We start from the raw sequence: 13193 nt of genomic DNA on the forward strand, positions 1-13193 counted from the left end.
AGGATCGGTTCATGGTGAAGGGCCAGGGCCGAGGTCCAAGGGACAGCAGGAAGTCCAAGAAGGCCACCCGCCCACTCAACTCACTGAATCCGCCAACTTGCGCAATCCGCAAGCCGGCTGAAACTGCCCAGCTGCGAGAGGACTTCCATGGCTGACAACCACGATGCGATCGTCACCGACTCGAAGACGGACGAAACAGGCGCAACGGGCGAAACCGGGGGCTGCCCCGTCGTGCACGGGCGCGCCAAGCACCCCACCCAGGGTGGCGGCAACCGTCAGTGGTGGCCGGAGCGCCTCAACCTGAAGATCCTCGCCAAGAACCCCGCCGTGGCCAACCCGCTCGGCGCGGAGTTCGACTACGCGAAGGCGTTCGAGGGCCTGGACCTCCCCGCCGTGAAGCGGGACATCGCCGAGGTGCTGACCACCTCGCAGGACTGGTGGCCCGCCGACTTCGGCCACTACGGCCCGCTGATGGTCCGGATGGCCTGGCACAGCGCGGGCACGTACCGCATCACCGACGGCCGCGGCGGCGCCGGCGCGGGTCAGCAGCGGTTCGCCCCGCTCAACAGCTGGCCGGACAACGTCAGCCTCGACAAGGCACGGCGGCTGCTGTGGCCGGTGAAGAAGAAGTACGGCCAGAGCATCTCCTGGGCCGACCTGCTGATCCTCACCGGCAACGTGGCCCTGGAGTCCATGGGCTTCAAGACCTTCGGCTTCGCCGGTGGCCGCGCGGACGTCTGGGAGGCCGACGAGGACGTCTACTGGGGTCCCGAGACCACCTGGCTCGACGACGAGCGCTACACCGGCGACCGCGAGCTGGAGAAGCCGCTCGGCGCGGTCCAGATGGGCCTCATCTACGTCAACCCCGAGGGCCCCAACGGCAACCCGGACCCGATCGCCGCGGCCCGCGACATCCGTGAGACGTTCCGCCGGATGGCGATGAACGACGAGGAGACCGTCGCCCTGATCGCCGGTGGCCACACCTTCGGCAAGACGCACGGCGCGGGTCCCGCTGACTCCGTCGGCGACGACCCCGAGGCCGCCTCGCTGGAGCAGCAGGGCCTCGGCTGGCGCAACAGCCACGGCACCGGCAAGGGCGGCGACACGATCACCAGCGGTCTGGAGGGGATCTGGACGGACACCCCCACCGCCTGGGACAACACCTTCTTCAACATCCTCTTCGGCTACGAGTGGGAGCTGTTCAAGAGCCCCGCGGGCGCCCACCAGTGGCGGCCGAAGGACGGCGGCGGCGCGGGCACCGTGCCCGACGCGCACGACGCGTCCAAGTCGCACGCCCCCACCATGCTGACGACCGACCTCTCGCTGCGCTTCGACCCGGCGTACGAGGCGATCTCGCGGCGCTTCAAGGACGACCCGGACGCCTTCGCGGACGCGTTCGCCCGCGCCTGGTACAAGCTGACGCACCGTGACATGGGTCCCGCCGTACGGTACTTGGGTCCGGAGGTGCCGAGCGAGACGCTGCTGTGGCAGGACCCGCTGCCCGCGCTGGAGCACGAGCTCGTCGGCGCCGACGAGCTGACCGCCCTCAAGGAGCAGATCCTCGCCTCCGGCCTGACGGTGTCCGAGCTGGTGTCCACCGCCTGGGCCTCGGCGTCCTCGTTCCGCGGCAGTGACAAGCGGGGCGGTGCCAACGGCGCCCGCATCCGGCTGGAGCCGCAGAACGGCTGGGAGGTCAACGACCCCGACCAGCTGGCGCAGGTGCTGCACACCCTGGAGGGCATCCAGCAGGCGTTCAACGCCGGGCGGAGCGACAACAAGCGCATCTCGCTCGCCGACCTGATCGTCCTCGCGGGCGGCGTCGCCGTCGAGAAGGCCGCCAAGGACGCGGGCACGGACGTGGAGGTCCCCTTCACGCCGGGCCGCGTGGACGCCTCGCAGGAGCAGACCGACGTCGAGTCGTTCGCCGCCCTGGAGCCGGCCGCGGACGGTTTCCGCAACTACCTGGGCAAGGGCAACCGGCTGCCGGCCGAGTACCTGCTGGTGGACCGGGCGAACCTGCTGGACCTGAGCGCCCCGGAACTCACCGTCCTGGTGGGCGGGCTGCGGGTGCTGGGCGCCAACTACGAGGGCTCGCAGGCCGGTGTCCTCACCAGCACGCCGGGGAAGCTGACGAACGACTTCTTCGTCAACCTCCTCGACATGGGCACCACGTGGCACTCGGTCTCCGGTGACTCGAACTCCTTCGAGGGCCGGGACGCGTCGAGCGGCGAGGTCAGGTGGACGGGCACCCGGGCCGACCTGGTCTTCGGCTCGAACTCCGAGCTGCGTGCGCTCGCCGAGGTCTACGCGAGCGACGACGCGAAGGCGAAGTTCGTGAGCGACTTCGTCGCCGCCTGGCACAAGGTGATGAACCTGGACCGGTTCGACCTGGTCTGATCCTCCCCGCGGGCCGGCCGGCGACGGCCGGCCCGCGATCCCCATGCGGACCCCGCAGATCCCCACGCGGACCCCGCGGGACACGCCCGCGGCAAGTAGCTCCCCGCGCGACACGCCCGCAGCGCGACATCCCCACGCGGACCCCGCATGACACGCCCGCAGCCCGCTACAGCACCTTGCGCCTGCGCCCCAGCCAGGTCTGCGCGATCACCACCACCGCCAGGAACGCCCCGCTGACCACCTGCTGGTAGGCGGAGTCCAGCGAGCCGATCTGGTTGATCACGTTCTGGATGACCTTGAGCAGCAGAACGCCGACGAGCGAGCCGCTGAGGAAGCCGAAGCCTCCGGTCAGCAGGGTGCCGCCGATGACGACCGCGGAGATGGCCTCCAGTTCCATGCCGGAGCCCAGGATGGTCACCCCGGAGACGAGCCAGGCCGCGTTCAGGGCGCCGGCCAGGCCCGCGCACAGGCCGGAAAGCGTGTAGACGGTGATTTTCGTACGGGCCACCGGCACGCCCATCAGGGCCGCCGCGTCCTCGTTCCCGCCGACCGCGTAGACGTACTGGCCGAACCGGCTGCGCCGCAGTGCCAGCGCGCCGACGACGAACAGCGCCGCCGTGATCCAGACCGGCAGGCCCACCCCGAACAGGGTGTCCTGGCCCAGGGTCGCGAAGAAGGTCGACTTGTCGACCAGGTACGTCTTCGAGCCCTCGTCCGTGACCGACAGCAGGATGCCGCGCGCCCCGAGCATCGCGGCGAGCGTCACGATGAACGGCGCGAGCCGGGAGCGGGCGATCAGCAGGCCGTTGACCAGGCCGATCAGTCCGCACACGGCGAGCGGCAGGAGCAGGGCGACCAGCGTCCCGTACTGCGAACCCCAGGCGGCGAGCACCCCGCCGAGGGCGAACAGGGAACCGACCGACAGGTCGATGCCGCCGGTGACGATCACGAAGGTCATGCCGAGCGCGACGACCGCCAGGAACGCCGAGGACAGCGCCATGTTCTGGAGGTTGTCGCCGGTGAGGAAGGTGTCGAAGCTCAGCGACGCGGCGATCACGGCGATCACCAGGGTGACCAGGGCGCCGTGCTGCTGGGCGAGGGCGCTCAGGCGTTCCGGGCGGGACGCGCCGGGCGGTTCCTCGTCGGGGGCGGGCGCCGTGGGCGCCGGCTTCTCGATTCCGGCAGTGGTCATCGCTTCCCTCGTTCCCGGGCCGCGTAGACGGCGAGGACGATCACCACGGCCTGGGCGATCTGGGTCCACGACGGCGGCAGGTCGTGCTTGATGAGCGTGGCGGTCAGGAGCTGGATCAGGACGGCTCCGGCGACGGTGCCGCCGATGCGGACCCGGCCACCGCTGAGCGGGGTGCCGCCGACCACGACGGCGGTGATGGCGGAGAGTTCCATCAGGGTGCCGAGTGAGGTCGGGTCGCTGGCGGTGAGGCGGGCCGTGGCGAGCACTCCCGCGAGCGCGGCCAGGATGCCGGACGCCACGTAGACCAGGATCAGCACCCGCCGGACGGGCAGTCCGGCGAGCTGCGCGGCGGGCCGGCTGTCGCCGATCGCCAGGAGCTGCCTGCCGAAGGTGGTACGCCGTACGACGAACGCCACGAGCAGCGCGAGTCCCGCCGCGATCAGCACCAGGTAGGGGATGCCGAACACGGCTTCCGAGCCGAGGGCCGCCATGCCGGGGTCGCGGACGTCCTTGAGCTGCGGCAGCAGCACCAGGGCGAGTCCTCGTCCGGCCACCATCAGCGCCAGGGTGGCGACGATCGGCTGCACACCGACGAAGGCCACGAGCGCGCCGTTGGCGACGCCGACGAGCACCCCGCCGAGCAGGGCCGCCAGGAACGCGAACCACATCCCGTAACCGAGGTAGAGCGAGACCAGGGAGGTGGCGAGCGCCATGACCGAGCCCACCGACAGGTCGACGCCCTCGCTGCCGATGGCGAGCGCCATGCCGAGGGCCACGACGATGACGGGGGCGACCTGGACGGCCTGGGTGCGGAAGTTCTCGGTGGACAGGAAGTGCGGGGTGAGGGCGATGTTGACGATCAGGAGGACGGCGACGCCGAGGTAGACGCCGTAGTCCTGGAGCAGGCGCAGCAGCCTGGCGCGGTCGAGGGAGTCGCGGCCCACGGTGAGTTCGGTCATGGCTGGTCCCTCCGGTCTGCCTGGTCCCGGTCTGCCTGGTCCCGGTCTGCCTGGTCGGCCGCCTGGTCGTCGCCCTGCCCGGCCGCCCGGACGGCCTCGGGTGCGGCAGGCTCGCCCGACCCGCCCGCGGTGGCGATCGCCCGCATCAGCCGGTCCTCGGTGACGGCGTCGCCGCGCAGTTCGTCCACCACGGCGCCGTCCTTGAGGACGACGACGCGGTCGGAGCCCTCGATGAGTTCCTCCGGGTCGGAGGAGATCAGCAGCACGCCTAGACCGTCGTCGGCGAGTTCGTCGATGAGCTTCTGCACCTCGGCCTTGGCCCCGACGTCGATGCCCCGGGTGGGCTCGTCCAGCAGCAGCACCTTGGGGTTCATCGCGAGCCAGCGGGCGAGGAGGACCTTCTGCTGGTTGCCGCCGGAGAGTTCGCCGACCTTCTGGTGCGGTCCCGCCGCCTTGATGCTCAGCCGCTTCATGAAGGTGTCCACGATGCGGTCGATGCGGGCCTCGTCGACGAGGCCGAACCGGGAGAGCCCCGGCAGTGCGGCGAGCGCGATGTTCTCCCGTACCGAGAGGCCCGGCACGATCCCTTCGGCCTTGCGGTCCTCGGGGAGCAGGCTGATGCCGGCGCGGATCGCCGCGGGGGTGGAGCCGGGGCGCACCGGGCGGCCGGCGACAAGGACGCCGCCGGTGTCCAGCGGCAGGGCGCCCGCGATGGCCTTGGCGGTCTCGCTGCGGCCCGACCCGAGCAGGCCGCCGAGGCCGACGACCTCCCCGGGCCGCACGTCGAGCGTCACCCCGTGCAGTTGGTGACGTATCGTCAGATTACGTGCGGTGAGCACCGGTTCGCCGGTGGTGTCGTGCTCGCCGGAGAACTTCGTGAGGCCTTCCTCCTGCACGGTCCCCAGGTCGCGTCCCAGCATCAGCGACACCAGGCGCAGCCGGTCCAGGTTCTCGATGCGGCCCGTGTGGACGACCTTGCCGTCGCGCAGCACGGTCACCGCGTCGCAGATCTCGTACAGCTCCTCCAGCCGGTGGCTGACGTAGATGACGGCGATGCCGCGTTCGCGGAGCATCCTGATCACCCGGAACAGGGTGCGCACCTCGCGCGGCTCCAGCGAGGAGGTCGGCTCGTCCATCACGACGACCCGGGCGTCCACCGCGACGGCGCGCGCCAGCGCGACCATCTGCTGGGCGCCGACGCCCAGTTCACGCAGCGGGCGCCGGACGTCGACGCGCACGCCGAGCTCGCGCAGTGCCTCCTGCGCCGTGCGGTGCAGACGCCGGAAGTCGATCAGGCCGAGGCGCCCACGGGGTTCGCGGCCGAGCAGGAGGTTGCGGGCCACGCTCATCAGGGGGACGAGGTTGACCTCCTGGTAGATGGTGGAGATGCCCGCGTGCTGTGCTTCGAGGGGGGTACGGAAGTGGACCTGCGCGCCGTCGTAGGTCACCGGGCCCGAACCGGGGTCCGGCCGGTAGACACCGGTGAGCACCTTGATCAGGGTGGACTTGCCGGCGCCGTTCTCGCCGATGAGGGCGTGCACCTCCCCGGCGCGGGCGGTGAACTCGACTCCGTCGAGGGCCCGTACGCCGGGGAAGGTCTTGCTGAGGGAGGTCACCGACAGCACGTCAGTACGCCTTGGAGACGTCGGCGGCGGCGTTGTCCTTCGTGTAGGCGCTGTCCTGGATGACGACGTTCTGCGCGACCTTCTCGCCCTTGGTGAAGGCGTCCAGGGTCTGGAAGGCGAGCGGGCCGAAGCGGGGGTTGGACTCGATGACCGCGGAGATCCAGCCGTCGACGATGCCCTGGACCGCGCCCCTGGTGCCGTCGACCGTGACGATCTTGACGTCGCCGGCCTTCTTGCCCGCGCCCTTGAGCGCGTTGACGGCGCCGAGGCCCATCTCGTCGTTCTCCGCGTAGATCCCGTCGATGTCGGGCTTGGACTGGATCAGCTGCTCGGTGACCTGCTGGCCCTTCTCGCGGGCGAACTCACCGGTCTGCTGGAAGACGATCTCCAGGCCGGGGGCCTTCTCCTTGAGCCGGTCGGCGAAGCCCTTGGTGCGCTCGGTGGTGACGTTGTTGCCCGCCGCGCCGAGCAGGATGGCCACCTTGCCCTTGCCGCCGGTCGCCTTGATCATCTCGTCGGCGGCGCGCTTGCCCTGCTCGACGAAGTCCGAGCCGATGAAGCTGACGTAGTCCTTGCAGGCGGTCGCGTTGATCTTGCGGTCCACGGTGACGATCGGTATGTGCTTGGCCCCCGCGGCGCGCAGCACCGGTTCCCAGCCGTCCGAGTTGAGCGGGGCAATGACCAGGAGGTCGGCGCCCTTGGCGATGAGGTCCTGGACGTCGGTGATCTGCTTGGAGAACTGCGACTGCGCGTTGGCGGTGAGGAGTTTGACGCCGCGCTTCTGCGCCTCGGCCTTGAGCGACGCCGTCTCCGCGATGCGGAAGGGGTTGGCCTCCTTCTCCGACTGCGAGAAGCCGACGGTGGCCTTGGCCAGGTCGAGCTTCTCGCCGCCGTAGGCGTCGACGGCGCAGGTCGGGCCCGCGTCCCCGGTCGGGGAGGCGACGACCTGGCCGGAGTCGCCCTGCGAACCCGAGCCGCTCTGCGAACTCTGGTCGCTCGCCCCGTCGTTCTCGGGCTTGGCGCACCCGGAGACCAGGGCGAGGCTCGCGGCGATGCCGGTGGCGAGCAGGACTTGGAGGGAGGTGCGGCGAAGGGATGCGGTCGGCTTCATGGAGTCCCCAAATGGCGCGGCCCCGGCGCCGTCGGCGCTCACGGGGAGTTCGGCTCTTGCGGTCAACTCGTGCGGCGGGTCTGGGTGTTCGGAACTGCGTACGGTTCGCTGTGCGCTCGGGGAGGTTTTTACATCGTTGGAAGGGGGCTGTAAACCCCTCCGTCCGAAATCCGGCCCATCCCGCGGAACCTGGGGCTCCTGGGGCTCCTGGGGCGTCAGCGCCTTCCGAGCGTGCTCTCGCGCTCGATCAGCCGGAACGGCGCGGTGATCTCCCGGCCCTCCCCCTGGGAGCCGTTGGCCAGGCTGCGCAGCAGCGACTCGACCGCGAGCCGCGCTATGGCTGTTTTGTCCGGTGACACGGTGGTCAGCGTGACCGCGCCGAACCTGCCCTCCGCGATGTCGTCGAACCCGACCACGGCCACGTCCCACGGCACCCGCAAGCCCCGCTCGTGCAGCACCCGCATCGCCCCGATCGCGACCAGGTCGTTGTACGCGAACACCGCGTCGGGCCGCACCCCCGCGTCCAGCATCCTGGCCATCGCCTCGGCCCCGTCGCCCCGGTCCCAGCCACCGGTCGGCCCCACCTGGGAGTCGGGCGCGGCCAGTCCCGCGTCGGCCAGCTCCGCCCGCCAGCCCGCGAGCCGCAGGTGGGCGGGCCGGTTCGCGGAGTCGGTGCGCGCGCCGAGGAAGGCGATCCTGGTGCGTCCCCTGCTGAGCAGGTGACGTACGGCGATGCGGGCCGCCGCCACGTTGTCGATCGCGATGTGGTCGTAGGGAAGGTCGTACTCGCGCTCACCGAGCAGCACCATCGGCACGTCGTCCTCGCGCCCGAGCAGGTCCTCGGCCTCCAGCTCCAGCGGGCTGAGGATCAGACCGTCGATGACTCTGGCCCGGAACCCCTGGCTGACCAGCACCTCCTTCTCGCGGTTGCCGCCGGTGTGGTCGAGCAGCACGGTGAAGTCATGGGTGGCCGCCGCGTCGACGACGGCGCCCGCGAGCTCGGCGAAGTACGGGTTGCCGAGTTCGGGAACGGCGAGCGCGATGATGCCCGTACGGCCCTTGCGCAGGTGGCGGGCGGTGAGGTTGGGCCGGTAGCCCAGTTCGTCGATGGCGCTCTGCACCCGGGCCCGCATCGCCGGGGTGACGTGCTGGTAGTTGTTCACGACGTTCGAGACCGTCTTGATCGAAACGCCGGCGTGCAGCGCGACGTCCTTGAGACTCACCCGCAAGGGGATCTCCTCCGCATCGGTGTATGGCCCCGTCATCGGTGCGTGACCCCGCCCGACGGGTGTGTTTGTCATGTCCCTGGACAGAACCCGGGAGCCGTGCTGTCATGCCAACTGCCCTTCCTTCCAACGTTGTACAGACTGAAGCAGCGAGCCGCCACCCTTCCTCAGAAGGAGGATCCGTGCGCATCAGCAGACTCCGTTCCCCCCACGCACCCCACCGAAAAGGCCGAGTCGCCCTGCTCCTGGCCGGCACTCTCGCCCTGGCCGGACTGACCGCGACCCCGCCCGCAGGCGCCGCCGCCGCGGAGCCGGTGGTCCCCCACGGCCTCAAGGGCGAGTACTACACCCAGTCCGCCTCCGGGGCCTTCGACTTCGACGAGCTGAGGACCACCGGCTTCGACCCGACGATCGACTTCAACAGCCTGGAGTCCCGGCTCAGGTCCACCACCGGCAGCGCCGACGACGCGTCCGTGCGCTGGACCGGCAAGGTGGTCCCGGAGAAGTCCGGGCCGACGACGTTCTCCGTGATCGGCGACAATGGCTTCCGGCTCTGGATCGACGGGAAGCTCACCGTGGACCACTGGGTCGACGACTGGGACAAGGAGCAGACCTCCGCCCCCGTCGAACTGACCGCCGGCACGGCTTACGACATCAAGGTCGAGTACTTCGAGCACATCGGAGGATCCAACCTCCACCTGCGCTGGACCCCGCCGGGCGGCGCCAAGACCGCCGTCCCCGCGGACGCGTTCCGGCTGCCGGACGGCTTCGAGTACGACGGTGCCATCAACACCACCGTCCTCGGTGACGGCCGTACCCTCAAGCTCGACTTCGCCCAGCAGCTCGCGCCGCCCCCGGCCGACCTGACCGAGCACCTCCAAGCCGTGATCGGCGGGGCGAACTGGCCGCTCGGGGCGGTGCGGGCCGACCCGGCCGACCCGCGCGCGCTGCTGGTCGCGCTGACCGAGCCCGTCGTCGGCAAGAAGGACGGCAAGGCGCCCGGCCAGGCGGACCTCACCTACGACGGCAAGGGCGGCCTGACCGCCGCCGACGGCAAGGCGGTCGGCGCCTTCTGGAGCAGCGGCCCCAACCACTCCACGTACCAGCTGCGCACCCCCTGGGCCGACGAGGTGGGCCCGAGGAACGCGCTCCCCGAGTACCCGCGCCCGCAGCTCACCCGCGCCGACTGGCAGAACCTCAACGGCTCCTGGCAGTTCGCCCCGGCCACCGCGGGCCAGCAGCCCCCGGTCGGCAAGCAGCTCCCCGAGAAGGTCCTGGTCCCCTACCCGATCGAGTCCCAGCTCTCCGGGATCGAGCGGCACGAGGACCGGATGTGGTACCGCCGCACCTTCACCGTCCCGCACGACTGGCGGATCGGTTCGGGCAAGCGCCTCAAGCTCAACTTCGGCGGCGTCGACTGGCAGTCCGAGGTGTACGTCAACGGCACCAAGGTCTCCGAACACAAGGGCGGCTACGACAAGTTCAGCGCCGACGTCACCGACGCGCTGAAGCCGGGCCGCACCCAGGAGCTCATCGTCGGCGTGTACGACCCGACCGACGCCGAGGGCGCGGAGAACCCGCCGATGGGCAAGCAGCGCCTGGACCCGAGCGGCATCTGGTACACCCCGTCGTCAGGCATCTGGCAGACGGTGTGGATGGAGCCGGTGGCCGCCGACCACGCCGACGACCTGCTGCTCACGCCTGACGTGGCCAAGAAGCAGCTGACCGTGGTGGCCAGGGGCGTACGCGCCGGGGTGCCGGTCACGGCGACCGCGTACGCCAAGGGCCGCAAGGTCGCCACCGCGAGCGGCAGGACCGGTGGCCCGCTCACCCTGAGGATCGACCGGCCGCACCTGTGGACGGCGGACGACCCGTTCCTCTACGACCTCAGGGTGAGCATCGGCGCCGACCGGGTGAGCAGCTACTTCGGGATGCGCTCGGTGTCCGTGGAGAAGGTGAACGGCACCCCGCGCACGATGCTCAACGGCAAGCCCGTCTTCCTGATGGCCACCCTCGACCAGGGCTTCTGGCCCGACGGGCTGCACACCGCGCCCACCGACGAGGCCCTCGCGTACGACCTGAAGATGCACAAGGCGATGGGCTTCAACTCCGTGCGCAAGCACATCAAGGTCGAGCCGGACCGCTGGTTCTACTGGGCCGACCGGCTCGGGCTGCTCGTCTGGCAGGACATGCCGGCCATGGAGGCGGGCACCAACCCCTCCGCCGCGGCGCGCACCCAGTACGAGCACGAGCTGAAGCAGATGATCGACGAGCACAGCAGCCACCCGTCGGTCGCCATGTGGGTGACCTTCAACGAGGGCTGGGGCCAGTACGACATGGCCCGGATCGCCGACCAGGCCAAGGCCTGGGACCCGACCCGGCCGGTCAACAGCATGTCGGGGCTCAACCTGGGCGCCGACGGTGGCACCGGCGACATCATCGACGAACACGGCTACCCGAGCCCGGCCCTGCCGAAGCCGGACGGCCGGCGCGCGATGGTCGCGGGCGAGTACGGCGGCCTCGGCCTCGCCGTGCCCGGCCACGCCTGGGCGGTGCAGCAGAGTTACGTCGACGTGGACCCGGCGACGTACACGGACGACTACCTCACCAAGCTGGCCGAGGTGCGCGCGCTGGCCTGCAAGGGCGGGAACGGCGCGGTCTACACACAGATCACCGATGTGGAGGGCGAGCTGAACGGCCTGCTCACCTACGACCGCAAGGTCGTCAAGCCGGACGTGAAGCGGCTGAAGGCCGCCCAGCGGTCCCTGATCCAGGACGCCTCGCGGGAGGTGCCGGCCGGCTGCAACTGAACCTGCCCGACGGCCTTTTGCCCGACGGCCTTTTGCCCGACGGCCTTTTCGGCCGGGGCTCCGGCCCGCCCTCTCGTCCGGGGGCGGGCCGGAGCCCGTACGCGAGGGCTCAGGGGGGCCACGGGCTCACGGGCTCACGGGCTCACGGGCTCACGGGCTCACGGGCTCAGCGTCTCGTCGAGGAAGTCGCCGATGTGGGCGAGGACCTGGCCGCGGTCCGAGCCTGGCAGGCCCATCGCCACATGGGTGCTGAAGCCGTCGAGCAGCGCCCTGATCCTCGTCGCGCAGCCCTCCGCGTCCACCGGGCGCAGCTCGCCGCGGGAGGCGCCCTCGACGAGCAGCGCGACCAGGTCGCGGTGCCAGGAGAGCTCGATGTCCAGCAGCCGGGTGCGAGCCGCGTCGTCAATGGCCCGCACCCGGTTCCAGAGCTCCAGCCAGAGCGTCCACTGCGGGTCGCGCGGCGCCCGGGGCACGTACAGCTCCACGAAGTCGTCGAGCCGTTCGCGCACCGGCACCTGCCGGGCGAGCGCGGAGCGGCGCTGCACGCCCAGCTGCTCCTCGCTCCACTCCAGGGTGCGCAGCAGGAGTTCGTCCTTGGAGTGGAAGTAGTAGAGCAGGTGGCCGCTGCTCATACCGACCTCCCGCCCCAGCCCGGCCATGGTCAGCTTCTCCAGGCCGTCCTCCGCAATGGCCGCCATGGCGGCGGCGAGCACGCTCTCACGCGGCGGGGCGCTCTTCCGGCGGCGGGGAGCGGGGGCGTGCTCCGGTCCGGTGGCGGGGGCGTTCTTCACTCGTACGTTCTACCCGATCGGCCGCGGATGTCCGAGCGGCCCCCGGGCGGCGGGCTGCTGCTGGGTGATGCAATGAACGCCGCCACCGCCCGCGAAGATCGTACGGGCGTCGACGAGGACGACCTCGCGGTCGGGGAAGAGTCCGCGGAAGAGTGCGGCGGCCTCCTCGTCGCGGGGGTCGTCGAAGGCGCACAGGACGACGCCGCCGTTGCAGAGGTAGTGGTTGATGTACGAGTGGTCGACCCAGTTGCCTTCCTCGTCCTTGAGGCCCAGCGGCGCCCTGACCTCGATCACTTCCAGGGTGCGGCCCTTGGCGTCGGTCTGCGTGCGCAGCAGGGCTGCGATCTCCTTGCACAGCTCGTGGTCCGGGTGGGCCGGGTCGGGCTGGGAGTGGACCAGGACGACGCCGGGCGCGGCGAAGGCGGCGACGATGTCGACGTGCCCGAGGGTGCCGAAGCCGTGCGGGGGGTAGTCGCCGGTCAGGCCGCGCGGCAGCCAGATGGCCTTGGTGGTGCCGAGCTTCGCGTGCACCTCGGCCTCGACCTGTTCCCTGGTCCAGCCGGGGTTGCGCTCGGGGCCGAGCTGGACGGTCTCTGTGAGCAGGACGGTGCCTTCGCCGTCGACGTGCAGGCCGCCGCCCTCGTTGACCAGCCGGGAGCTGTGCACGGGTACGGAAGCGCGGTCCGCGACCCGCGCGGCGATCTTGGCGTCGTGCTCCCAGGAGGCCCACTCCTGGGCGCCCCAGCCGTTGAACACCCAGTCCACGGCCGCCAGTTCGCCCGACGCGTCGTCGGTGACGAAGGTGGGGCCGATGTCCCGCATCCAGGCGTCGTCCAGCTCGTGCTCGACGAGGTCGACGGCGGGGCCCAGGAGAGCGGCGGCGCTGTCCGCCTGGCCGGGGCCCACGACCATGGTGACGGGCTCGAAACGGCGTACCGCGCGGGCCACGGCGGCCCAGGCCTCGCGGGAGTCGGCGAGTTCCCCGGGGTCGGAGAAGGTCGTGTTGGGTCCGGGCCAGGCCATCCAGGTGCGCTCGTGCGGGTCCCACTCGGCGGGCATACGGAACATGGTGATCCTTACGA

9 protein-coding genes are annotated in these 13193 nt (G+C 70.9%); 2 read left to right on the forward strand and 7 right to left on the reverse strand.

The window, feature by feature from the left end:
- The first annotated feature begins 147 nt into the window (after positions 1–147).
- Positions 148–2397, forward strand: coding sequence for a catalase/peroxidase HPI (gene katG, locus ACIQM4_RS18655; protein ID WP_401592610.1), 2250 nt, complete (start codon positions 148–150; stop codon positions 2395–2397).
- 166 nt (positions 2398–2563) lie between these two features.
- Here katG and ACIQM4_RS18660 read toward each other — a convergent pair whose 3' ends face one another.
- From ACIQM4_RS18660 to ACIQM4_RS18680, 5 genes are all read right to left on the reverse strand, one after another.
- Entirely contained in the window at positions 2564–3589 is a 1026-nt protein-coding gene (locus ACIQM4_RS18660; RefSeq protein WP_401592612.1) for an ABC transporter permease, read from the reverse strand.
- Positions 3586–4548 (reverse strand): ABC transporter permease, encoded by a 963-nt coding sequence (locus tag ACIQM4_RS18665; RefSeq protein WP_401592614.1) that lies wholly within the window; start codon positions 4546–4548, stop codon positions 3586–3588. Before ACIQM4_RS18665 ends, ACIQM4_RS18660 begins: the two co-directional genes overlap by 4 nt.
- Positions 4545–6173, reverse strand: a complete 1629-nt coding sequence (locus ACIQM4_RS18670; RefSeq protein WP_401592616.1) for a sugar ABC transporter ATP-binding protein — start codon at positions 6171–6173, stop codon at positions 4545–4547. Before ACIQM4_RS18670 ends, ACIQM4_RS18665 begins: the two co-directional genes overlap by 4 nt.
- Before the next feature lies 1 nt (position 6174).
- Positions 6175–7284, reverse strand: a complete 1110-nt coding sequence (locus ACIQM4_RS18675; protein ID WP_401592618.1) for an ABC transporter substrate-binding protein — start codon at positions 7282–7284, stop codon at positions 6175–6177.
- A gap of 215 nt (positions 7285–7499) precedes the next feature.
- Positions 7500–8513: a LacI family DNA-binding transcriptional regulator gene (locus tag ACIQM4_RS18680; RefSeq protein ID WP_401592620.1), complete on the reverse strand. Its 1014-nt coding sequence runs from the start codon at positions 8511–8513 to the stop codon at positions 7500–7502.
- Positions 8514–8692: 179 nt separating this feature from the next.
- Between ACIQM4_RS18680 and ACIQM4_RS18685 the strand changes: the two genes are divergently transcribed.
- Positions 8693–11320 (forward strand): PA14 domain-containing protein, encoded by a 2628-nt coding sequence (locus ACIQM4_RS18685; RefSeq protein WP_401592622.1) that lies wholly within the window; start codon positions 8693–8695, stop codon positions 11318–11320.
- A gap of 158 nt (positions 11321–11478) precedes the next feature.
- On the opposite strand, the gene ACIQM4_RS18690 is transcribed toward ACIQM4_RS18685, so the two are convergent.
- Together ACIQM4_RS18690 and ACIQM4_RS18695 are read right to left on the reverse strand one after the other, a co-directional pair.
- Positions 11479–12111, reverse strand: a complete 633-nt coding sequence (locus ACIQM4_RS18690; protein ID WP_401592624.1) for a TetR/AcrR family transcriptional regulator — start codon at positions 12109–12111, stop codon at positions 11479–11481.
- Between the two features lie 9 nt (positions 12112–12120).
- Positions 12121–13179 (reverse strand): agmatine/peptidylarginine deiminase, encoded by a 1059-nt coding sequence (locus tag ACIQM4_RS18695; RefSeq protein ID WP_401592626.1) that lies wholly within the window; start codon positions 13177–13179, stop codon positions 12121–12123.
- Positions 13180–13193 lie beyond the last annotated feature (14 nt).

It is taken from the genome of Streptomyces sp. NPDC091272, from assembly GCF_044757485.1.
Classification (GTDB): Bacteria; Actinomycetota; Actinomycetes; order Streptomycetales; family Streptomycetaceae; genus Streptomyces.

Coding starts and splice junctions, on each gene's coding strand:
- ACIQM4_RS18665 (WP_401592614.1), bottom strand. CDS start 4,548: ATGACCGAACTCACCGTGGGCCGCGACTCCCTCGACCGCGCCAGGCTG.
- ACIQM4_RS18695 (WP_401592626.1), bottom strand. CDS start 13,179: ATGTTCCGTATGCCCGCCGAGTGGGACCCGCACGAGCGCACCTGGATG.
- ACIQM4_RS18660 (WP_401592612.1), bottom strand. CDS start 3,589: ATGACCACTGCCGGAATCGAGAAGCCGGCGCCCACGGCGCCCGCCCCC.
- ACIQM4_RS18675 (WP_401592618.1), bottom strand. CDS start 7,284: ATGAAGCCGACCGCATCCCTTCGCCGCACCTCCCTCCAAGTCCTGCTC.
- katG (WP_401592610.1), top strand. CDS start 148: ATGGCTGACAACCACGATGCGATCGTCACCGACTCGAAGACGGACGAA.